The organism is Rhizobium sp. AAP43 (assembly GCF_001296045.1).
Lineage (GTDB): Bacteria > Pseudomonadota > Alphaproteobacteria > Rhizobiales > Rhizobiaceae > Allorhizobium.
In genome coordinates this window covers 1-20,191 of record NZ_LJHS01000027.1, presented here as the reverse complement: position 1 = coordinate 20,191, position 20,191 = coordinate 1, and the positions used below count along the sequence as shown (strand labels likewise).

Sequence of the window (20,191 nt, the reverse complement as noted above, 5' to 3'; positions counted from 1 at the left end):
GCCTTGGCGCCTCCCATTCTGAAACTCGATGATATCAAGCTTTCCTTCGGCGGCACGCCGCTGCTCGACGGCGCCGGCCTGCAGGTCGAACCGGGTGACCGGATCTGCCTTGTTGGCCGCAATGGTTCGGGCAAGTCCACGCTGATGAAAATTGCAGCCGGTCTGGTCGAGGCGCAGTCGGGTGAGGTCTTTCGCCATCCGTCCTCGACGATCCGCTATCTGGAGCAGGCACCGGATTTCGACGGTTATTCTACCGTCCAGGCCTATGCCGAATCCGGGCTTGGACCGAGTGACGATCCGTACCGCGTGACCTATCTGCTCGAGCATCTCGGCCTCACAGGCCAGGAAGATCCGAAGCAGCTTTCCGGTGGCGAAGCGCGCCGTGCGGCGCTTGCCCGCGTCTTGGCGCCTGAGCCTGATATCCTGATGCTCGACGAGCCGACCAACCATCTGGATCTGCCGACGATCGAATGGCTGGAAGGCGAGCTTTCCAAGAGCCGCAGCGCGCTTGTTCTGATCAGCCATGACCGACGTTTCCTGGAGAAGATCTCGACCGCCACCGTCTGGCTTGACCGCGGCCTGTCGCGGCGCCTCAACCGTGGCTTTGGCCATTTCGAAGAATGGCGTGATCAGGTGCTCGAAGAGGAAGAGATCGAGCAGCACAAGCTTGGCCGCCAGATCGAGCGCGAGGAGCACTGGCTGCGCTACGGCGTGACCGCGCGGCGCAAGCGCAATATGCGCCGCCTCGGCAATCTGCAGGATCTGCGCTCGCAATATCGCGGCCACAAGGGCCCAACGGGCACGATTTCGGCCGCTATTACCGAAGGCAAGGAAAGCGGCAAGCTGGTCATCGAGGCTGACAAGATCGTCAAGACCTATGGCGACCGCCCGATTGTTGCGCCCTTTTCGATCCGGGTCCATCGCGGCGACTGCATCGGTCTGATTGGTCCGAACGGTGCCGGCAAGACGACGCTTCTGAAGATGCTGACCGGCCAGCTTGCCCCGGATGAGGGCGTGGTCAAGCTCGGCACCAATCTCGAAATTGCCGTGCTCGACCAGAAGCGTGAGGACCTCAACCCCGAGGACACGCTTGCGCATTACCTGACCGATGGGCGTGGCGAAAACCTTTTGGTCAATGGCGAGCAGAAGCACGTTACCGGCTATATGAAGGACTTCCTGTTCGCGCCCGAACAGGCCCGCACGCCGATCCGCAATCTCTCCGGCGGCGAACGTGCCCGCCTGATGCTGGCCCGGATGATGGCGAAGCCCTCGAACCTCCTCATCCTCGACGAACCGACCAACGACCTCGATATCGAGACGCTCGATCTGTTGCAGGAAATTGTCGCCGGCTATTCCGGCACCGTCATCCTCGTCAGCCATGACCGCGATTTCCTTGACCGCACCGTGACCTCGACCATTGCGCCGGCCAATCCGGAAAATCCCGATGGTCGCTGGATCGAATATGCCGGCGGTTATTCCGACATGCTTGCCCAACGCAAGGGCGTGGAGGATGAACGTAAGCGGGTGGAGAAGGCCGAGCGCGCCAAGGCGCAGGAAGCCTCCGGCGGAAAGCCTGCCGATGGTGGCGGAAAAACCAAGGGTAAGCTGTCCTTCAAGCAGAAGTTCGCACTCGAAAATCTGCCGAAGGAGATGGAGAAGGCCGAGACGGAAATCGCTGCCCGTGAGGCAAAGATGGCCGATCCCAAGCTCTTCACCAAGGACCCCGCAACTTTCAACAAGCTCGCTGCCGAGCTCGAAAAGCTGCGGGCCGATATCACCCGTATGGAAGAGGAATGGCTGGAGCTCGAAATGCTGCGCGAGGAGCTGGAGGGGTAAGGCTCCCCTCTCGCTTGCCAGGCCTCAAGCAGGGATCGCCTCAGCTCAGAAGAAGCTGAGGGCGATCAGCACCGCCCACAGCAGCATTAACAGGACGAAGCCTGGCCCGTTCTGCTTCGTAGACACAGCCCACCAGTTTGTTTTACGGTCGTAAAGCTTATATTTGGCATTGATCAGCCAGGTGCCGCCTGCCCAGAGGAAGAAGAGCCACACGCTCATTTTTTCTCCTGCGGTGCGATCACCTCGTCGCTTTTTGATAAGGCTGCGGTGGTCGACGGCAACTTCTCCAGATGCACGGCTCTGGCTCCCGTCGCTGTTGCAAAAGCCATGGAACGGCCAAGATAGATCAGAGTCGTGCCTTGCATGTCTTTCAGCATGTTTGTCAGCCGGCTTTCGGTTTCCGGCTCCAGCCCTTCCAGAACATCCTGCAGCACAAGCCAGCGCGGCTTGCGCAGGAGAATGCTGGCGAAAGCCAGGGACATTTGCTGATCCTTGTCGAAAAGGCGGTCCCAACGCGCCCGTTCGTCGAGCCTTTTGGCAAAATCGCCAAGGCCAACGCGGGTGAGTGCGTCCTTCATTGCCGCTTCGTCAAAACTGGCCGAGGAGGCTGGATAGGCAAGCAGGCTGCGCAATCGCCCTTCCGGCAGGTATCCCGCCTGCGGCATGAAGACGATGGCGTTGTCGCCGGGCAGCGCAATCCTGCCGCCGCCAAAGGGCCAGAGGCCGGCCATGGCATTGAACAACAGTCTCCGGTTCACGCCCTGGTCGCCATTCACCATCACGCGGTCACCTGGTTCGATCACCACGGCGCTTTCCTTCAGCCGGAAGGCGCTTTCATAGGTATCGCCGTTGCGGGTATGGATCTCCAGGTCCTCCAGCCTCAGACGCCCATCCGCGCTGCGATCCAGTGTCAATCGGCCCGGCCCGCCATGGCTGTCTTCCATGCTGGTGAGTGCGGCCCGCAGAACCGTGACGCGTTCCAGGGCAGCACGCCAGTCTGCGATCGCGCCGAAATTGTCGACATACCAGCGAAGCGCCGAATAGACCTGGGTGAAGGCCGCTGCCGCCATCATCAGACCACCAAAGGTGATCGTTCCGGCGAAATAGGCCGGTGACGCAATCAGGATCGGCACGATGATCGCCAGCCAGCCGAAGCCGGCGGTGACCCAGGTGAGATTGGTCAGCGACAGGGCAAGCTGGCGAAGCGTGCCGAGAACGCCGTCCAGCGCCTGGTGGATATGCCGTCGCTCGGTTTCCTCGCCGCGGGAAAGAGCAATTGCCTCCAGGTTCTCATTAGCCCGCATCAGCGAAAATCGCAGATCGGCTTCCCGGGCGTAGCGGTTTGCGTTGAGCTTGGAGAGCGAGCGGCCGACGAGTTGGCTCAGCAGCGAGGCGGCAAGCGCGTAGAGAATGGCGCCCCAGACCATGTAGCCCGGAATCTGGAAGCTGGTTCCTCCGATGTGGAAGGTGAATTCGCTCGAAAGTCCCCAGAGAACGCCGATAAAGCTGACCAGCATGATGGTGGCGTTGAACAGGCCGATGGCCAGTGACGTCGTCATCTCCGCCAGCTTGCGGGCATCTTCGTGCAGGCGCTGATCGGGGTTCACCCCGAGCGGGCTCGAGATCGACAGACGATAGGCACGGGCGCCGGTCAGCCACTGATCGACGACGTCGCGCGACAGGCCTTCGCGCATATAGAGCGACGTCATCTGGTTGAGCCAGGCCTGTACGACGTTCAACACGAGCAGCCCGCCGGCAATCATCGCAAAGGTCTGGAGTTCATTGATGAAGGCTGTGAAGTCGCGCTTTTCCAGCGCGTTGAAGAAGGGGGCGTTCCACTGGTTCATCAGCACCGTGCCGTAGACGGTGGCAAGGATGACGGCCACGAGAGCAGCGGCAAAGGCGATGATGCGGTTTCGGACAGACGATTTCCAGAAGCTGTCGAGAGCTATGCGCAGCTGGCGGCTGAAACTGGCCTCGACCTCCGCAATGACACGCTTCGGATCGTTCTTGGTCTTCGACTGCTGAGACATCATGCGTGCAATTCCCGTCTTTCACCCCGGTCTAGCACGCAGCACTTGCCAATTTCCTGACGTTTGGCGTCCTGGGGCGAAATGTCCCCATCTTGCACTCGGCCAAGTGCCGCGCTATTTGCTTGAGTGCTCTAACGGGGTGCCTTCGGTCCATCTGGATCCTTGGCTGAGAGGCAGTCTTGCCAACCCGCGGAACCTGATCCGGTTAACACCGGCGGAGGGATTAGACGCGACGAGATCAGGCGCCCTATCCCGACAGCAACGATATTGAAGGAGGAGGGCGCCATGCGACCCCAGATTACATCCATGTTCCTGCACGGCCTGGCCGCCGCGATCCTTGGTCTCGGCTTCGGCACGTCCGCGCTTGCGGCCGAAAAGACGCTGACCGTTTATACCTATGAGAGCTTCGTTTCCGAATGGGGTCCAGGCCCCAAGGTCAAGGAAGCCTTCGAAAAGACGTGCGGCTGCACGGTCAACTTCGTCGGCGTTGCCGATGGCGTGGCCCTCCTCACCCGGTTGAAGCTCGAAGGTGAGACCTCAAAGGCTGATGTCGTGCTCGGTCTCGATACCAATCTGGTGGCGGAGGCCAAGCAGACCGGCCTGTTCGAGGCGCATGGACTCGATACATCCGCCCTGACCCTGCCGGGCGACGGGTTCAAGGATGATACCTTCATCCCCTATGACTACGGGCATTTTGCCATCATCTACGATACGCAGACCGTCAAGAACCCGCCGAAAAGCCTGAAGGAGCTTGTCGAGGGCGACCCGGCGGAGAAGATCGTGATCCAGGATCCGCGCACCTCGACACCGGGTCTCGGTCTGCTGCTCTGGGTCAAGGCTGTCTATGGCGACGAAGCGCCGGCCGCATGGGCCAAGCTGAAGAACCGTGTCCTGACCGTCACTCCCGGCTGGTCGGAAGCCTATGGTCTGTTCACCAAGGGCGAGGCGCCGATGGTTCTGTCCTACACGACGTCCCCCGCCTATCACATGGTGGCGGAAGAAACCGATCGCTATCAGGCCGCTGCCTTCTCTGAAGGGCACTATATCCAGATCGAGGTTGCCGGCCTGATGAAGAATGCGCCGGAAAAGGAGCTTGCCCGTCAGTTCCTCGCCTTCACCCTGACGCCTGCCTTCCAGGACACGATTCCGACCAACAACTGGATGATGCCGGCTGCCGCCACCACCGATCCGCTGCCGGAGGCCTTTGGCAAGCTGGTCACACCCGAGGTCACGTTCCTGAAGTCACCCGAAGAGGTGGCGGAGCATCGTCAGGCCTGGATCGATGAGTGGCTCAAGGCCATGACGCTGAACTGAGCGTCGATGGCGAGACCGCTCCATCAGTCCTGGCGTGACAGGCTGCCCGCATTCGTGGGCGGCCTGTTCGTTCTGCTGGCGATTGGCGGTTTCGTTGGCACGGCACTTTTTTCCCTGCTGTCGGGGCGCACAGGATCCGGCGTGCTCAACATCTTTGGCGATCCGGTGATCCTGGCACTCCTGCAGTTTACGCTCTGGCAGGCAGCGCTCTCGACATTTCTCTCTGTCGGCCTGGCTGTCCTGGTGGCCAGTGCGCTTGCCCGCCAGCCATCCTTTCCGGGTCGGGTCTGGCTCATCCGGCTGATGGCCGTGCCCATGGGGCTGCCCGTTCTGATCGGCGCGCTTGGCCTGATCGGCATTTTCGGCCGCAATGGCATCGTCAACACGGCGCTTGTCGGCCTCGGCGTCTCTCAGTCACTCTCGATCTATGGTCTTGGCGGCATTCTGGTCGCCCATGTCTTCTTCAACCTGCCACTAGCCACCCGGCTCCTGCTGTCTGCGCTGGAGCGGGTACCGGCGGAATATTGGCGCATGGGCGCCAGCCTCGGCTTTTCGCCGCTCTCGACCTTCCGGTTCATCGAATGGCCGGTGCTTGCTCGCGTCATTCCGGGGGCGGCCGGCCTCATCTTCATGCTCTGCGTCACCAGTTTCACGCTTGTTCTGATCTTCGGCGGAGGACCGGCAGCGACCACGATCGAGGTCGCGATCTATCAGGCCCTGCGCTTCGACTTCAATCCGGAGCGCGCCGTCTCGCTGGCCGTGATGCAGATCCTCGTGACCGCTGTCGTGCTCCTGACCTTGAGCCTTCTTCCAAGCGCCAGCGATGCGGGCCAGGCAAGCGGCCGCCGCTTTCCCCGTTTCGACGGACGCGCTGCGCTGGTTCGCACAGCCGATGGGCTGCTGCTTGCCGTGAGCGCCCTCTTCCTTATCCTGCCGCTCGGACAGGTCGTGGTCTCCGGGCTTCGATCCGATCTGTGGCGCCTCATGCAGCAATCGGCGTTTCAGCAGGCGGCACTGACCAGTCTCATCGTTGCGGTCGCGGCCGGGCTTCTGGCCACCCTTGGCGCCTATGCTGTGGTCGCGGCGCGCAGCCAGTTGACCGGCCGCCACGATCGGACAATGTCTGCCGCGCCCGTCACGCAGGCTTTTTCTCTCGGCCTCGCCGGCGTCTCTTCGCTGGTTCTGCTCGTGCCGACGACGGTACTCGCCACCGGCTGGTTCCTGATGCTGCGGCCGTATGGGGATGTCGCGCTTTTTGCCCCTTTCGTCGTGACGGGCATCAATGGCCTGATGGCGCTGCCCTTTGCCACGCGCGTTCTGGAACCGGCCTATCGTGACCACCGCGAGCGCACGGCCCGGCTTGTCGAAAGCCTCGGCCTCTCCGTGTGGCAGCGCCTCCGGCTGATCGACTGGCCGGTTTTGCGCCGGCCGCTGTTTGCCGCGCTGACCTTCGCCATGGCCCTGTCGCTCGGCGACCTGGGTGCTGTGGCCTTGTTCGGATCGGAGAATATTTCCACGCTGCCAACGCTGATCCATGCCAGCATGGGCAGCTATCGCAGCCACGATGCCGACGGGCTGGCGCTGATCCTTGGCCTGATCTGCCTGCTTTTGGCTCTGCTTGGCGCGCCGGGTTCGACTGCAAGGGAGCGTGTTGATGCCGCTTGAAACCGCTGCCGCCGTTACACTCGATCATGTGACCCTGACGCTTGGCACCAGCCACTTCGATTTCGACTGTGGTTTCGAGCGCGGTGCGGTTACGGCCATTGTCGGCCCATCCGGCTCGGGAAAGTCGACGCTGCTCAATCTTGTCTCTGGCTTCGAGCAGCCGGAAAGCGGTGCAGTGCGGATCGACGGGCAGGATGTCACGCGGCTGACGCCGGCCGAGCGTCCGGTTTCCCTTGTCTTCCAGGACAACAACCTCTTCGCGCATCTCGATCTCTTCACCAATATCGGGCTCGGCATTCATCCGGGACTGAGGTTGTCGCCTGCGGACCGTGAAGCCATCTGGCATGCGCTTGAGCGGGTTGGGCTTGGGGGTTACGACCATCGATTGCCGGGCTCTCTTTCGGGCGGTGAGCGACAGCGCGCCGCCATTGCCCGGGCTCTGGTGCGGCATCGTCCCGTCCTGTTGCTCGATGAGCCGCTCGCGGCGCTTGATCCGGGCCTGCGCCGTTCGATGGTCGAACTCATCGCCGATCTCCAGGCCGAAACCAGAGCCACGCTGCTGCTCGTCACCCATGATCCGCGAGACATCGAACGGCTTGCCAAACATGTCGTCTTCATCGAAAACGGTCGCGTGCTGTTGTCGGTACCATCTGCGGAATTCTTTATGCGCACGGATGTCGAAGCCGTGCGACAGTTCGTTGGCGACGGTCGGGCAGAGGGTCTTTCGCCTTAATTTGGTCGTTCGGGGCTGGCATGCGCCGGAATGGAAAAAGTCCGGCTCGGCTGGGCTTGGTAGAAGCGAGGCGCGGCACTATCTACCGACTGGAGCCCAGATCATTTTCGCTTTATGGAAAATGTGAGGGATTCGGTCCGGAACGATTCTCGCCGGGCAGTGCGTGGTAAGGCGAGTGGATCCTTGCATGGGTCTTTCGGGCAAGGGTGAAGGGGCAGGATGCAGTTTTTGAGCCGGATCAGCGTGATGGCTGCCGAAAAGGGACGGCAGCGCCGCCCCTTGCGGCTGGCATCGAGCGTTGCAGTGCTCGTCTCTGCCGGCCTTGTGCTGTCCTCTTGCCAGTCTGTTTTCGAGCAGGCCTATGAGCCCTCTGTCGCGCCATCGAGCAATCCGCAGATCGTCGATGAAGTGCAAAAGGGCGATCCGCGCGCGCAGATGGGGGCCCGCGAGCATCCCCGCATCGTTGCCTCCTATGGCGGTGAATATTCCGACGCCAAGACCGAGCGGCTTGTCGCCCGCATTGCCGGTGCTTTGACGGCCGTGTCGGAAAATCCGAACCAGTCCTACCGCATCACCATTTTGAATTCCCCCGCGATCAACGCCTTTGCGCTGCCGGGGGGGTATCTCTATGTCACGCGCGGCCTTCTGGCGCTTGCGAATGACGCGTCGGAAGTGGCAGCCGTGCTCAGCCATGAAATGGCGCATGTCACGGCAAACCACGGCATCGAGCGTCAGCGCCGCGAAGAGGCGGAAGTGATTGCCAGCCGGGTTGTGGCGGAGGTCCTGTCCAGCGATCTCGCCGGCAAGCAGGCACTTGCCCGCGGCAAGCTGCGTCTGGCTGCCTTCTCGCGTCAGCAGGAATTGCAGGCCGACGTGATCGGCGTCAGAACGCTGGGTGAGGCGGGCTACGATCCCTATGCCGCTGCCCGTTTCCTCGATTCCATGGCCAAATACAGCCAGTTCACCTCGGTCGATCCTGATGCCGACCAGAGCCTGGACTTCCTGTCGAGCCACCCGAATGCGCCGCAGCGCGTCGAATTCGCCAAGCGTCATGCCCGTGCCTTCGGGCCGGAAGGCAGCCACGGCGAGACGGGTCGCGACTATTACCTGAATGGCATCGATGGCCTGCTCTATGGCGACAGCCCGGACGAGGGCTATGTGCGCGGGCAGACCTTCCTGCATGGCAAGCTTGGCATCCGCTTCGATGTCCCGGCCGGTTTCGTCATCGACAACAAGGTCGAGGCGGTCCTGGCAACGGGTCCCGGCGATGTTGCAATCCGCTTCGATGGCGTGGCTGACAACAAGAAGATGACGCTGGCCAATTACATTTCCAGCGGCTGGGTGACCGGTCTTCTGCCGGACACGATCCAGGCGATCAATGTCAACGGTCTAGAGGCCGCAACTGCGCGGGCCTCGGCCGATCGCTGGGATTTCGACATTACGGTCATCCGCATCGGCCCGCAGATCTTTCGCTTCCTGACCGCCGTGCCTAAGAGCAGCCCGCAGCTGACTCCGACAGCCTCGCAGCTGCGCTCCAGCTTCCGCCGGATCACACCGCAGGAGGCAAGCTCGCTGAAGCCACTGCGCGTCCGTGTCGTCACCGTCGGCCCGTCAGATAATGTCGGCACCATGTCGGCCCGGATGATGGGCACCGACCGCAAGCTCGAGCTTTTCCGCCTGATCAATGCACTTGGTCCGGCCTCGACAGTGGCGCCGGGCATGCGGGTGAAGATCATCACTGAGTGAGCGACTTTTGTTGGCGCTCTGGCCTTAGTGGCTGTTCAACGATTGCAGCCCCGTCAATGGCTCAGTCGTTCCCGAAGTTTCTCTGCCAGACCGGGCGTAGATCGGGTTCCGCGTCAACTTTCAGCGCGATGGTCGCGAGCTTCGGGCATTCCTGTTTCATCCAGTCACGCCCCGGGCGCCAGTGGCTCATGGCACAAATGCAGATGTCGAGGGCCGAGAAGTTTTCACCGAGTGCCCAGGGTGACGCGCTGACCTGCCGTTCCCACTGCCGCCATAAATCCTTGCGGCGGTTCATCACGCGATCCCTGAACTCCTCTGGCGCGCTGGGTGCCCACCGTTCAGGGTAGTCCGCATAGGTGAACGTCGCGTAGACCGCAGCGACAAGCCACACAAGTCGATGCAGGAACACGGGTCGCATTGGATCGCCGACCGCGGGGGCAAGCCCTGCCTGGGGGCAGGTTTCGGAGATATGGAGCAGAATGGCAGCACTCTCGGCCATCGCCGTTCCATCGGGCAGAACAAGAACGGGTATCTGTGCGAGAGGATTGACAGCCAGCAGGCGGTCCCGCGCTTCACCCGGCGTATCAAAGCCAGTCACATCCTCGACCGTAAACGGAAGTTTTGCGCGGACCAGCGCCGCTTCCACCAGTACGGATCCCCAACCGGACGCGCCGTATAGATGATATGTCGCTTGGCTGGATATCATGGCACCCTCCGATCTCACTTCAAAGTTGCACTACCACGCAGACTTTCGCCGTTCAATGAATTGGATTTCCAATGATCGGATGTTTGCCAGCGCTGCCTCGCGATCGGGGCATTTGAGCAAATGCCGCAGTTGGCCTCAGGATAGTGCCCCAATGCTCGTCGAGGTCCTTCATCATGTCTCTCATGCCGCCCGTCCAGTGTTCGCAGCCAATCAGCCAGGGCCTCGCTTCTTTAAGCATATCGAGCTCTTCCGCCGCTTCGCCATGCCGTCCGGCACGCTGAGTTTCGCAGCGAAGTGTCGCTCGGGGCAAGACTGCCCCCGCCAAGCGGTGCAGGCCTGATCTCCCGCCTCTACCGTATTCTCAGGCCTTCGCTGAGTGCCGCGAGCGCTGCATCGACCTTGGCACTCAGGTGCCGGCTTCGGGGCCAGATCAGATGCAGAGGCAGGCCGTCGGTGGCCATGTCGGGAAACACCTCGACCAGCCTGCCTGCGGCCAGATCGTCATGGGCCAGCCAGGTCGCGAGCTGTGCAATGCCGAAGCCGGCACGCACGGCAGCGAGCTGCGCCTCTGCACTTCCAACCAGAATACGCCCATTCATGGCTCGGCTCTCGACCTGGCCATCCTGTCGAACCAGTTGCCATGGGATCGTGCTTCCGTCGCTTCTTCCGTAGATCACGCTGTCATATCGCGAAATATCATCGCCGGATGTCGGGAGACCATGTCGTTCGATGAAATCCGGCGCTGCGCAAATGATCAGGCGCTCTCGACCAAGATAGCGCGAGCCGAGCGCGTCCGGCCAGGCCTGGGGAGCGCTGATCCTGACTGCAATGTCGATGCGGTCCTCGATGATATCGACGAAGCGGTCGGTGAAGCTGATTTCAGGCTTCAGCTTGGGGAAGCGTTGTGCGAGGTTCAGGATCAATGGCATGACCTGCATATGGCCAAAGGCGACTGGAACATCTATCCGCAGTCTGCCGGCAAGTTCGGTGTCTCCTGCGGCGAGAATGGCTTCTGCATCCGCCAAATCCGCCAGAACGCGCACGCAAACGGCATGGAATGCAGCTCCGGCATCCGTCAGGACAAGCCTTCGTGTCGTGCGCTCGAACAGCTTGCGGCCAAGCCGTGCCTCCAGCCGCCCAACACTTTTGCCAATTGCGGAGTTCGTCAGGTTTAGCTTCTCGGCGGCGGCAGTGAAGCTTCCTGTTTGCGCTGCCTGAACAAAGGCCTCGATGCCTTTCAACCGTTCTGTTGGGATCATTGCGTTCGCCAATTATGGAAATTTTTTCCAGCAATATAGGAATTATTGCCGCGTGACGAGAAGTGGCGTCCATATTACTGCTGCGGGCTGATCAACCGGAGCCCTCTCGTGACAATCGATACACCGTCTATGACGACGCTCATCAAGCCTCGGAGCCAGCGTCTGTCCGTCTTGTTGCTGACCATTTCGGCATTTGTCATCGTGACAACCGAGTTCATAATCGTGGGGCTTCTGCCTTCGCTGTCTCGCGATCTTGGTGTCTCGGTCTCGACAGCCGGGCAACTCGTGACACTGTTTGCATTCACTGTCATGATTGCCGGCCCGTTCCTGACCGCAATGCTGTCGCATCTGGAACGCCGGCGACTGTTCATCTTCATTCTTGGCGTTTTTGCCGTGTCGAACGCGCTTGCCGCTTTGGCGCCGAACATCTGGGTTCTGGGGCTGGCTCGGTTCGTTCCAGCATTGGCACTGCCTGTCTTCTGGGGAACAGCGAGCGAGAGCGCCGCAGAACTTGTCGGTGCGAAGCATGCGAGCAAGGCTATTTCCCAAGTCTATATGGGCATTGCCGCCGCGATGGTCCTGGGGATACCGATCGGCACCCTGGCATCCGACGCGATCGATTGGCGCGGTACTTTCTGGCTACTGGCAGGCATGTCACTGATGATGGCCGTCTTGCTCGCATTTTTCATGCCCATCATCGTCCAGCCGAAAAAGGTCAGCGCCCTGGCTCAGGCCCTTATCCTGAGAGATCCCTTCTTTCTCGCCAATATTGCCCTTTCCGTCGTGGTGTTCACCGCCATGTTCACCGCCTATACCTATCTGGCCGATGTGCTCGAGCGTGTCGCGATGGTCCCGCCTTCCCAAGTCGGCTGGTGGTTGATGGGTTTCGGGCTGCTGGGCATGGTTGGCAATTGGCTTGGTGGTCATTTCGTCGGGCGGGGCCCGCTTGTCGCCACTGGTGTTGCGTCCCTGATTCTGGCTGCCGGGATGGCTGCAACACCCTATCTTGCCTCGTCACACGGGCTTCTCATGCTGGCTCTGGGGGCATGGGGCATCGCCAACACCGCACTCTATCCGATTTGCCAGGTGAGGGTCATGAAGGCGGCAAGTCACTCGCAGGCGCTTGCCGGAACACTCAATGTTTCAATGGCAAATGCGGGTATCGGTCTTGGCGCGCTGATAGGCGGCGCGACCATCAAGCACTGGGATCTCGCTTTTGTCGGTTATGTTGCCGCCGCGATTGCAATCTCTGCGGCAGCTCTCGCGATGATCATCCGCCGACTTTGGCCGTCGGGCGATAGGTGATAGCGGCTCTGTCAGCCGCCGTCACGCCATCTCGTAACGGGCCGATGCTGGCGCCTTGTCGGTGAGTGCGACCTTGAGCTTTTCCAGGGCCCGTGTCTCGATCTGGCGGACACGCTCCTTGGAGATGCCAAGCTCCATACCGAGCTCTTCTAGTGTTGCTCCATCTTCCGTCAGGCGGCGAGCTTTGATGATGCGGCTCTCACGCTCGTTGAGGCCATTCATGGCGTCCCGCAGCCAACCGGTCCAGCGTTCGCCGTCAATGATCGAGGTCACCTGTTCGTCCGGCAGGGCTTCGCCACTTTCCAGCATGTCGAGCTGCTCCGTGCCCTCGCCATGCCGTCCGGCGACCGGGGTTTGCAGGGATGCATCATTGCCGGAAAGGCGCGCGTCCATCGACTGCACGTCGGAAAGGCTGACACCAAGGGCCGAGGCGATTTCCTGGTGGATCGCCTGATCTGAAAGGCGGTTGTCACCCTGAGCAAGTTTGGCGCGCAGGCGGCGCAGGTTGAAGAACAGTGCCTTCTGGCTTGAGCTTGTACCGCCACGGACAATCGACCAGTTGCGCAAGATATAATCCTGCATCGAGGCGCGGATCCACCAGCCGGCATAGGTCGAGAACCGCACTTCGCGGCCGGGATCGAAGCGGGCGGCTGCTTCCAGAAGGCCGATATATCCTTCCTGGATCAGATCATTGAGTGGCAATCCGAAGCCGCGAAACTTCGAGGCCATGGCAATGACGAGGCGCATATGCGCCTGGGCGATGCGGTTTCGTGCAGCCTGGTCATCATTCTCTTTCCAGCGGATCGCAAGGTCGAGTTCTTCCTCGCGCTCCAGGTAGGGCTGCGCCATGGCGTATCTGATAATGTGTCGGTCGGCGGACATGGCTTTCATCGGAATCTCTCCTGGTCGGGGTGGATCGCGCGTCGACGGGCCCTATATCCGTCAATTGAAGTCTCAACGGTCGAGCGCCCTTCCGGTTCCACCGGGCTGGGCTCGCGCCACCTTTTGTTCCATTTTCCTCATCAATTCCGCTTTGCATTACGCAGGCTCTCGCCCGACGGTTTGCCGGTCGGTGACCTCTGGACGTTTAAAAGCATGTTCTCACGAAGACGTGATTTAAAGAGGCAGGTCCACCGCCGTGGCTGGACGCCAGAATGCAGAACGGCGCGGGTTGCCCCGCGCCATTGCATGTTCGTTTGAGGGCCCGTCGACCCCTGTCAGTTTGACCGGATCAGGCGGACAGCGCCTTGAACTCGGCGAGGATCGCGTCGCCCATCTCGACGGTGCCGACCTGGCGGCAGCCCTCGGCCATGATGTCGCCGGTGCGGATGCCCTGGTCGAGCACGTTGGCGATCGCCTTTTCCAGCGTGTCGGCTTCCTTCACCATGGCGAAGGAGTAGCGCAGGCACATGGCGAACGAGGCGATCATGGCGATCGGGTTGGCGATGCCCTTGCCGGCAATGTCCGGGGCCGAGCCGTGCACGGGCTCGTAGAGCGCCTTGCGCTTGCCGGTCTTGCCATCAGGTGCGCCGAGCGAGGCCGACGGCAGCATGCCGAGCGAACCGGTCAGCATGGCGGCGACGTCCGACAGCATGTCGCCGAACAGGTTGTCGGTGACGATCACGTCGAACTGCTTCGGGGCGCGCACGAGCTGCATGCCGCCGGCATCCGCCAGCATGTGCTCCAGCGTCACGTCGGAGAACTTCTCCTTGTGGGTCGCGGTCACGACCTGGTTCCACAACACGCCCGACTTCATGACGTTGCGCTTTTCCATCGAGCAGACGCGGTTGCCGCGGGTGCGGGCCAGTTCGAAAGCGACAGCCGAGATCCGCTCGATCTCGTAGGTGTCATAAACCTGGGTGTCGACGGCGCGTTTCTGGCCGTTGCCGAGGTCGGTGATGGTCTTCGGCTCGCCGAAATAGACGCCGCCGGTCAGTTCGCGGACGATCAGGATGTCGAGGCCTTCGACCAGTTCCGGCTTGAGCGACGAAGCATTGGCCAGTGCCGGATAGCAGATCGCGGGCCGCAGGTTGGCGAAGAGTTCCAGATCTTTGCGGAGGCGCAGAAGTCCGGCCTCAGGACGGACTTCGTACGGAACGTCATCCCACTTCGGGCCGCCGACGGCACCGAAGAGAACGGCATCGGCGGCAAGCGCCTTGGCCATGTCTTCTTCCGAGATCGCTGCGCCATGCGCGTCGTAAGCGGAACCGCCAACCAGGCCTTCATCGGTAACGAAGCCAGCGCCGTGTTCGGCGTTCATATAGGCGATGATCTTGCGGACTTCGGCCATGGCCTCCGGGCCGATGCCGTCGCCGGGCAGCAGGAGAAGATTGCGCGCAGTCATGGAAACCCTCCACTCGTTCAAAGTTGCGGTGTCTTACGCGGGGCGTTTGGGCTTTTCAAGCGAGATGGGCCGGAAACGGTACGGTTTGCGGGGTTTCGCTCGGCAAGAGGCGTGGTTGACCGCACAGGCCTGGACGTCCAGAAGTATCGTCCCTGCCACCGGAATGCGCGCCCCATGTCTCTTACCCCGCTCCACATTGAAACGCCGCTCCTGCGGACCTCTGCCACCTACAGCAAAAGCGGCCTGCCGCTCTGGCTGAAGCTCGATGCGCTGCAGCCGTCCGGCAGCTTCAAGCTGCGTGGCGTCGGTCTTCTCTGCCAGCATGAGGTGGCGAAGGGTGCCCGGCAAATCTTCTGTGCCTCTGGCGGCAATGCCGGCATTGCCGCGGCCTTTGCCGGGCGTTCCCTCGGGGTGCCAGTGACGATTGTCGTGCCGGAAACCACCTCGTCCGAGGTGCGGGCCCGGATCGCGGCGACCGGCGCCGAGGTGCTGGTGCATGGCAGGGTCTTCGATGAGGCCAATGCCCATGCGGTCTCGCTCGCGGCGGCGCAAAATGCCGCCTATGTGCATCCTTACGATCATCCGCTGCTGTGGCAGGGCCATGCAACGCTGATCGATGAAGTGGTCAGGGCGGGCGCCGAGTTTGACTGCGTGGTGACCAGCGTCGGCGGTGGCGGGTTGCTTGCCGGCATCGTCGAAGGCTTGCAGCGCAACGGGCTTTCGACCATCCCGGTGATCGCGGTCGAGACGGAAGGGGCGGCTTCGCTCAATGCCGCGATTGCCGCAAAGGCGTGGGTTACCTTGCCGGCCATTACCTCGATCGCCAATTCGCTTGGCGCGCGACAGGTGGCGCGCCATGTTTTCGATCTGGTCGATCATCATCCGATCGAAAGCGTGACCGTGACCGATGCCGAGGCCGTCCGGGCCTGCCTGAAGTTTGCCGACGCGCATCGGGTGCTGGTGGAGCCGGCCTGTGGTGCAGCCCTTGCTGTTGCAGATGTGCATGCCGGGCTTCTCTCCCGGTTCAAGGCGCCGCTGATCGAAGTCTGTGGCGGGATTGGCGTTTCGCTTGCCATGCTGGAGAACTGGCGGGCTCAGTATTGCTGACGTCAAAAGAAAAGCCGGGCTGCGGGCTGAATAAGATAAGGTTCTTCGCACGTTAATTCTTGGCGACGGCATGGCTGGTTTGCGGCCCCAAATAGTCGCGAGCGCACCGCCGCAAACCGGGAGGCTATTGAATGGCACAAGTGATTTTTCTGCATGGAGCGTCGAGTAGCGGCAAATCAACGATTGCGAGAGCACTGCAAAAACGCATCGAGAAACCGTTCTGGCATATATCGATCGATCACCTGCGTGACGCTGGCGTACTTCCAACGGAACGCTTCAAGAATGGTGATTTCCGCTGGGCTGATGCCCGGGCGGCCTTTTTCGATGGATTTCACGGATCGTTGAAGGCTTATCTGGATGCGGGTAATGATCTTATTCTTGAGCACATTCTCGATACGAACGGATGGCTAGAAGCACTAGCCAGCCTTTTGGCAGAGCACGACGTCTTTTTTGTTGCTGTTCACTGCCCGCTCGAACTTTTGATTGCGCGCGAAGCCTCGCGGGGTGACAGGCCGGTGGGCAGTTCCAAGCGGGATTTTGAGACGATACATGTCGGGAAGATATACGACATCGACTTGCAATCCGAGGACGGCGCTGAGGCAAATGTCGAAAAGCTACTTGTCGCATGGAGGAATGCCGGGCGCTCCTCAAGTTTCGTCGAACTGAAGCCAGCTTGAGGTCAGTATCCGTTCACGCGCACCGCCCGGCATATGCGGTGCAGTCTGATCACACAAAAAAACCGCCGCAACGTTAGCGCTGCAGGCGGCTTTATGTGCCAAGTGAAGGCCGAAGACGACAGACCGGCCTTATGCAAGCATTGCCGCCGCTCACGCCCAGGGGCGCTGTGCAGCGTTGGCTGTTTCGAAAGTCGTGATGCTCGAGGCTTTTTCCAGCGTCAGGCCGATGTCGTCGAGGCCGTTCAGCATGCAGTGGCGCTTGAAAGCGTCGATTTCGAAGGTGATCTTGCCGCCGTCCGGACCGGTGATTTCCTGGGATTCCAGGTCAACCGTCAGGACTGCATTCGAGCCGCGGCTGGCGTCATCCATCAGCTTGTCCAGGTTTTCCGGGCTGACGATGATCGGCAGGATGCCGTTCTTGAAGCAGTTGTTGTAAAAGATGTCGGCAAAGGACGTGGAGATCACGCAGCGGATGCCGAAGTCCAGCAATGCCCAGGGCGCATGTTCACGCGAGGAGCCGCAGCCGAAATTGTCGCCGGCGACCAGGATCTGGGCGCTGCGATAGGCGGGCTTGTTGAGAACGAAATCCGGATTTTCCGAACCATCTTCCTTGAAGCGGGCTTCGGCAAAGAGACCAGCGCCGAGACCGGTGCGCTTGATGGTCTTCAGGTAATCCTTCGGGATGATCATGTCCGTGTCGATGTTGACGACCGGGAGCGGCGCGGCAACGCCGGTGAGCTTTACGAACTTTTCCATCAATCCTGCCTTCGATGTGGCTAAAAAGCGTCTGTTGTCTCGCCCATAGAGCAAATCGCCATGGATTTGAAGGAGAATCTTGGGCGGGCAGCAGGGAGCGGGGTCATCGACGATGTCGGGCCGGCGTTCCGGCCGTCATTCCGGCCTCAGAGGTCGATGATCGTGCCCTTGCCGTCATTCCAGACGCGCAGGTCTTCACGGCGTTTCGCGCGGGCATAAACCGGCTGGCGCTTCGCACGCGGCATCAGCATGCGCACCGCGAGCGTCACGCTGAGAAGCGCTCCGACGATCAGGGTCAGCGAGACCGCAAAAGCGGCTGCGATGCCGACGAAGGCAAGGCCGGCAAGGGCGAGAACGGCGGAGCGAAGATTCTGCATGAGTATGGTCCTTTCACGCTGCAAAGGTGATCCTTCGAACCCTGTATTGCAAGGGGCCTTCACCGATTTGTCATCTTGCGCAGGGGGCCAAAGCTTGCCAAAACTCGGCCATGATCCTTTCGTCCTCCCTCGATCTCAACCACCCGTCCCGACTGCGCCGCTCCGTTCTGACCGTGCCGGCCGTCAATGAACGCGCGCTTGCCAAGATTGCGAGCCTCGACTGCGATGCCATCATTTTCGATCTCGAGGATTCGGTGGCGCCCGATGTGAAGGCCGAGGCGCGGCGCAAGCTCTTGGAATTCCTGCGCGAAGCGGATCTCGGAAAGCGCGAGCGGATTGTCCGGGTGAATGGTTCGGACAGCATGCACTACCGCGAGGATGTGGCAATGGTGATTGCCGCTGCACCGGAAGCCGTGCTGCTGCCGAAGGTCGAGGACCCCACTGAGGTGCAGGGCGTGGTCGATGTGCTCTCGGAAAGCGATGCGGCGGAAAGTCTCAGGGTCTGGGCGATGATCGAGACGCCGCGCGGCGTGCTGAATGCAGCCGCAATCGCGTCATCCGGCCGCACTTCCGCCGGGCGGCTCGATGCCTTCGTCATCGGTCTCAACGACCTGCGCAAGGCGACGCGCATCCCGCCTGATCCCACGCGGCGCTATGTCGTGCCCTATCTCATGCAGGTGCTGCTCGCTGCCCGTGCCTATGGGCTCGACGTCATCGACAGCGTCTCGAATGATTTCAGCGACCTGGCCGCGTTTGAAGCCGAGTGTGCCGAAGGGGCCGCGATGGGCTTTGACGGCAAGATGCTGATCCATCCGGCGCAGATCGCTGGGGCCAACCAGCATTTCGGCCCGTCGGCCGAAGCGGTGGCGGAAGCACGGCTCGTGGTCGAGGCCTTCTCCGACCCGGCCCATGCCGGGCTCAACGTCATCAATATCGATGGCCGCATGATCGAGCGCCTGCATGCGGATCAGGCCGCACGCCTGCTCGAGCGGCTTGCCGTAATCCAATCCCGAAAGGACATTTGAGATGAAAGTCTATCGTTTTATCACCGGCCCTGACGATTCCGCCTTTTGCCACCGCGTGACCGACGCGCTGAACAAGGGCTGGGAATTGCATGGCTCGCCGAGCCACTCCTTCAATGCGGCGGAAAACAAGATGTACTGCGGGCAGGCTGTCGTGAAGACCGTGCATGGCAAGGACTACGACCCGGCGATGAAGCTCGGCGAACAGTAAAGCGTCGGCCGCTCTATGCCATGGGCTTCAGACCGCTGAGCCGTCTCGCCCTTGGCGGGGGCGATTGCGGAGTGAGCGCGTCTCGACGCCCTCATGCCGGGGGTCCACGCGCAGAGCGCGGCGGGAGTGTCCATCTGCCCCTAGCGGGGGAGAAAGCGATGTCGATGAATGAGGCCAGCGCAAGCGGCGTAAATATCAGAAATCGCAAGTGAGGGGCCGTTATGTCGTGGCAACGGAACCGATCCCCTCACCAGGAAAATCTGAAGTTTAGGCGGCTTGCGCTCGCCTAAGCCTTCGATTTTCCGTCCTCCCCCACAGTGGGGGGAGGTGAGACGGGCTCCGCGCATTGCGCAACGCCCTCATGCCGGGGTGCACGCGCAGAGCGCAGGCCTCGAAGCATCCTCATAACCTGGCGCAGAGCTCGCCTCGTGCTTCTGATGTCGCATTCGCTCCCACCTCGGCATGAGGGGTGGCGGGGTGGCCTCGCCCTTCGAGGCCAGGCAAGCCCGGCACCTCAGAATGAGGGGAAATATATCAATGTCAAAAAACCAAGCTTCGCCGCCGGTCGGGATCTCTCCCTCCGGGTGTGCTTGAAACTTGTCTCGGACGGGGCGCCAGAAGCAGCCTGTCTAAGTAGTAATATGTGGCTCCTTCCGGCGCCCCGTTCGGCGTTTTGTCCCGCTCGCATGCGTCTCTCTGGCAAGGCGGCGACGGTCTTTGAGTTTCCCCAAAGATTGACCGGGCTAAGGGTCCGGCGTCGGTATCACGGGTGTGACGCTTCAGCCTGGCCGGTGGCCCGGGAGGTTCCCGCCGGATGGTGCACCAATCCGACCGGGACCCTCGCCCGGGGGATGAGATCTGTCTTGCGACCGACCCCAATCCCCGCCGTTTGTTTCGCCCCGCTGTCTGGAGTTTGCGACAGCACTGGCGCCTTGTCTGTGTGCCTCTGAGGCACGTCCTTTCGATCGGGGGTTTCCGGCGTCAGGCATCCGACCGTCCGCCATCACTTCCACCCCCTCGTCCGGAGGGAGACCGTTGCAAGCAGGCCGGGGTTTTATGCCTGCGACAGCACATCGCCCCGGCGCCGATCCCGCCTCGCC

General features: G+C 61.4%; 18 protein-coding genes and 1 riboswitch. Of the genes, 10 read left to right on the top strand and 8 right to left on the bottom strand.

Annotation, left to right across the window (positions count from 1 at the left end):
- Positions 1 to 3 precede the first annotated feature (3 nt).
- Positions 4 to 1,836 carry an ABC-F family ATP-binding cassette domain-containing protein gene (locus IP76_RS15515; RefSeq protein ID WP_054159268.1) on the top strand — a complete coding sequence of 611 codons (1,833 nt, stop codon included), beginning with the start codon at positions 4 to 6 and terminating at the stop codon, positions 1,834 to 1,836.
- Between the two features lie 45 nt (positions 1,837 to 1,881).
- Here IP76_RS15515 and IP76_RS23140 read toward each other — a convergent pair whose 3' ends face one another.
- Together IP76_RS23140 and IP76_RS15510 are read right to left on the bottom strand one after the other, a co-directional pair.
- On the bottom strand, positions 1,882 to 2,055 hold the full coding sequence (locus IP76_RS23140) for a hypothetical protein (RefSeq protein ID WP_156318602.1): 174 nt from the start codon (positions 2,053 to 2,055) through the stop codon (positions 1,882 to 1,884).
- Complete coding sequence (locus IP76_RS15510; protein WP_156318601.1) at positions 2,052 to 3,872, bottom strand: ABC transporter ATP-binding protein/permease; 1,821 nt, start codon at positions 3,870 to 3,872, stop codon at positions 2,052 to 2,054. The genes IP76_RS23140 and IP76_RS15510 overlap by 4 nt, the downstream gene beginning before the upstream one ends.
- Before the next feature lie 122 nt (positions 3,873 to 3,994).
- Positions 3,995 to 4,109: riboswitch (TPP riboswitch) on the top strand.
- A gap of 45 nt (positions 4,110 to 4,154) precedes the next feature.
- Here IP76_RS15510 and thiB point away from each other — a divergent pair.
- The 4 genes from thiB (at position 4,155) to IP76_RS15490 (ending at position 9,327) form a co-directional block, all read left to right on the top strand.
- Positions 4,155 to 5,183 (top strand): thiamine ABC transporter substrate binding subunit, encoded by a 1,029-nt coding sequence (thiB, locus tag IP76_RS15505; protein WP_054159140.1) that lies wholly within the window; start codon positions 4,155 to 4,157, stop codon positions 5,181 to 5,183.
- Between the two features lie 6 nt (positions 5,184 to 5,189).
- On the top strand, positions 5,190 to 6,848 hold the full coding sequence (locus IP76_RS15500) for a thiamine/thiamine pyrophosphate ABC transporter permease ThiP (RefSeq protein WP_054159139.1): 1,659 nt from the start codon (positions 5,190 to 5,192) through the stop codon (positions 6,846 to 6,848).
- Positions 6,838 to 7,581 carry a thiamine ABC transporter ATP-binding protein gene (gene thiQ / locus IP76_RS15495; protein ID WP_054159138.1) on the top strand — a complete coding sequence of 248 codons (744 nt, stop codon included), beginning with the start codon at positions 6,838 to 6,840 and terminating at the stop codon, positions 7,579 to 7,581. Before IP76_RS15500 ends, thiQ begins: the two co-directional genes overlap by 11 nt.
- Before the next feature lie 219 nt (positions 7,582 to 7,800).
- On the top strand, positions 7,801 to 9,327 hold the full coding sequence (locus IP76_RS15490) for a M48 family metalloprotease (RefSeq protein WP_156318600.1): 1,527 nt from the start codon (positions 7,801 to 7,803) through the stop codon (positions 9,325 to 9,327).
- A 61-nt stretch (positions 9,328 to 9,388) separates the two neighbouring features.
- On the opposite strand, the gene IP76_RS15485 is transcribed toward IP76_RS15490, so the two are convergent.
- Entirely contained in the window at positions 9,389 to 10,033 is a 645-nt protein-coding gene (locus IP76_RS15485) for a glutathione S-transferase family protein (protein ID WP_054159137.1), read from the bottom strand.
- Between the two features lie 350 nt (positions 10,034 to 10,383).
- Complete coding sequence (locus IP76_RS15475; protein ID WP_054159135.1) at positions 10,384 to 11,292, bottom strand: LysR family transcriptional regulator; 909 nt, start codon at positions 11,290 to 11,292, stop codon at positions 10,384 to 10,386.
- 108 nt (positions 11,293 to 11,400) lie between these two features.
- Here IP76_RS15475 and IP76_RS15470 point away from each other — a divergent pair, with 108 nt between their 5' ends.
- A complete protein-coding gene (locus tag IP76_RS15470) occupies positions 11,401 to 12,597 on the top strand; it encodes an MFS transporter (protein WP_197278357.1) in 1,197 nt (398 codons plus the stop codon).
- A 21-nt stretch (positions 12,598 to 12,618) separates the two neighbouring features.
- Here the strand turns inward: IP76_RS15470 and IP76_RS15465 are convergent, their stop codons facing one another.
- Both IP76_RS15465 and leuB read right to left on the bottom strand, forming a co-directional pair.
- Complete coding sequence (locus tag IP76_RS15465; protein WP_054159133.1) at positions 12,619 to 13,488, bottom strand: RNA polymerase factor sigma-32; 870 nt, start codon at positions 13,486 to 13,488, stop codon at positions 12,619 to 12,621.
- 340 nt (positions 13,489 to 13,828) lie between these two features.
- Positions 13,829 to 14,941: a 3-isopropylmalate dehydrogenase gene (leuB, locus tag IP76_RS15460; protein WP_054159132.1), complete on the bottom strand. Its 1,113-nt coding sequence runs from the start codon at positions 14,939 to 14,941 to the stop codon at positions 13,829 to 13,831.
- 174 nt (positions 14,942 to 15,115) lie between these two features.
- On the opposite strand from leuB, the gene IP76_RS15455 reads away from it, so the two are divergent.
- The gene (locus IP76_RS15455; protein ID WP_054159131.1) at positions 15,116 to 16,048 is read left to right on the top strand and encodes a pyridoxal-phosphate dependent enzyme; all 933 of its coding nucleotides are present in this window, start codon (positions 15,116 to 15,118) and stop codon (positions 16,046 to 16,048) included.
- Positions 16,049 to 16,179: 131 nt separating this feature from the next.
- A complete protein-coding gene (locus tag IP76_RS15450) occupies positions 16,180 to 16,725 on the top strand; it encodes a chloramphenicol phosphotransferase CPT family protein (RefSeq protein WP_054159130.1) in 546 nt (181 codons plus the stop codon).
- A gap of 150 nt (positions 16,726 to 16,875) precedes the next feature.
- On the opposite strand, the gene leuD is transcribed toward IP76_RS15450, so the two are convergent.
- Entirely contained in the window at positions 16,876 to 17,481 is a 606-nt protein-coding gene (gene leuD / locus IP76_RS15445; protein ID WP_054159129.1) for a 3-isopropylmalate dehydratase small subunit, read from the bottom strand.
- Positions 17,482 to 17,627: 146 nt separating this feature from the next.
- The gene (locus tag IP76_RS15440; protein WP_054159128.1) at positions 17,628 to 17,858 is read right to left on the bottom strand and encodes a hypothetical protein; all 231 of its coding nucleotides are present in this window, start codon (positions 17,856 to 17,858) and stop codon (positions 17,628 to 17,630) included.
- Positions 17,859 to 17,968: 110 nt separating this feature from the next.
- Here IP76_RS15440 and IP76_RS15435 point away from each other — a divergent pair, with 110 nt between their 5' ends.
- Complete coding sequence (locus IP76_RS15435) at positions 17,969 to 18,883, top strand: CoA ester lyase (RefSeq protein ID WP_054159127.1); 915 nt, start codon at positions 17,969 to 17,971, stop codon at positions 18,881 to 18,883.
- Between the two features lies 1 nt (position 18,884).
- Positions 18,885 to 19,091: a DUF1737 domain-containing protein gene (locus tag IP76_RS15430; RefSeq protein WP_054159126.1), complete on the top strand. Its 207-nt coding sequence runs from the start codon at positions 18,885 to 18,887 to the stop codon at positions 19,089 to 19,091.
- Positions 19,092 to 20,191 lie beyond the last annotated feature (1,100 nt).

What these genes read in the sequence shown, in the direction of transcription:
- IP76_RS15440 (WP_054159128.1), bottom strand. Translation starts at nt 17,858, where the DNA reads ATGCAGAATCTTCGCTCCGCCGTTCTCGCCCTTGCCGGCCTTGCCTTC.
- IP76_RS15490 (WP_156318600.1), top strand. Translation starts at nt 7,801, where the DNA reads ATGCAGTTTTTGAGCCGGATCAGCGTGATGGCTGCCGAAAAGGGACGG.
- IP76_RS15500 (WP_054159139.1), top strand. Translation starts at nt 5,190, where the DNA reads ATGGCGAGACCGCTCCATCAGTCCTGGCGTGACAGGCTGCCCGCATTC.
- IP76_RS23140 (WP_156318602.1), bottom strand. Translation starts at nt 2,055, where the DNA reads ATGAGCGTGTGGCTCTTCTTCCTCTGGGCAGGCGGCACCTGGCTGATC.
- IP76_RS15475 (WP_054159135.1), bottom strand. Translation starts at nt 11,292, where the DNA reads ATGATCCCAACAGAACGGTTGAAAGGCATCGAGGCCTTTGTTCAGGCA.
- leuD (WP_054159129.1), bottom strand. Translation starts at nt 17,481, where the DNA reads ATGGAAAAGTTCGTAAAGCTCACCGGCGTTGCCGCGCCGCTCCCGGTC.
- IP76_RS15450 (WP_054159130.1), top strand. Translation starts at nt 16,180, where the DNA reads ATGGCACAAGTGATTTTTCTGCATGGAGCGTCGAGTAGCGGCAAATCA.
- thiB (WP_054159140.1), top strand. Translation starts at nt 4,155, where the DNA reads ATGCGACCCCAGATTACATCCATGTTCCTGCACGGCCTGGCCGCCGCG.
- IP76_RS15465 (WP_054159133.1), bottom strand. Translation starts at nt 13,488, where the DNA reads ATGAAAGCCATGTCCGCCGACCGACACATTATCAGATACGCCATGGCG.
- IP76_RS15435 (WP_054159127.1), top strand. Translation starts at nt 17,969, where the DNA reads ATGATCCTTTCGTCCTCCCTCGATCTCAACCACCCGTCCCGACTGCGC.
- IP76_RS15485 (WP_054159137.1), bottom strand. Translation starts at nt 10,033, where the DNA reads ATGATATCCAGCCAAGCGACATATCATCTATACGGCGCGTCCGGTTGG.
- IP76_RS15455 (WP_054159131.1), top strand. Translation starts at nt 15,116, where the DNA reads ATGTCTCTTACCCCGCTCCACATTGAAACGCCGCTCCTGCGGACCTCT.
- leuB (WP_054159132.1), bottom strand. Translation starts at nt 14,941, where the DNA reads ATGACTGCGCGCAATCTTCTCCTGCTGCCCGGCGACGGCATCGGCCCG.
- IP76_RS15430 (WP_054159126.1), top strand. Translation starts at nt 18,885, where the DNA reads ATGAAAGTCTATCGTTTTATCACCGGCCCTGACGATTCCGCCTTTTGC.
- thiQ (WP_054159138.1), top strand. Translation starts at nt 6,838, where the DNA reads ATGCCGCTTGAAACCGCTGCCGCCGTTACACTCGATCATGTGACCCTG.
- IP76_RS15510 (WP_156318601.1), bottom strand. Translation starts at nt 3,872, where the DNA reads ATGATGTCTCAGCAGTCGAAGACCAAGAACGATCCGAAGCGTGTCATT.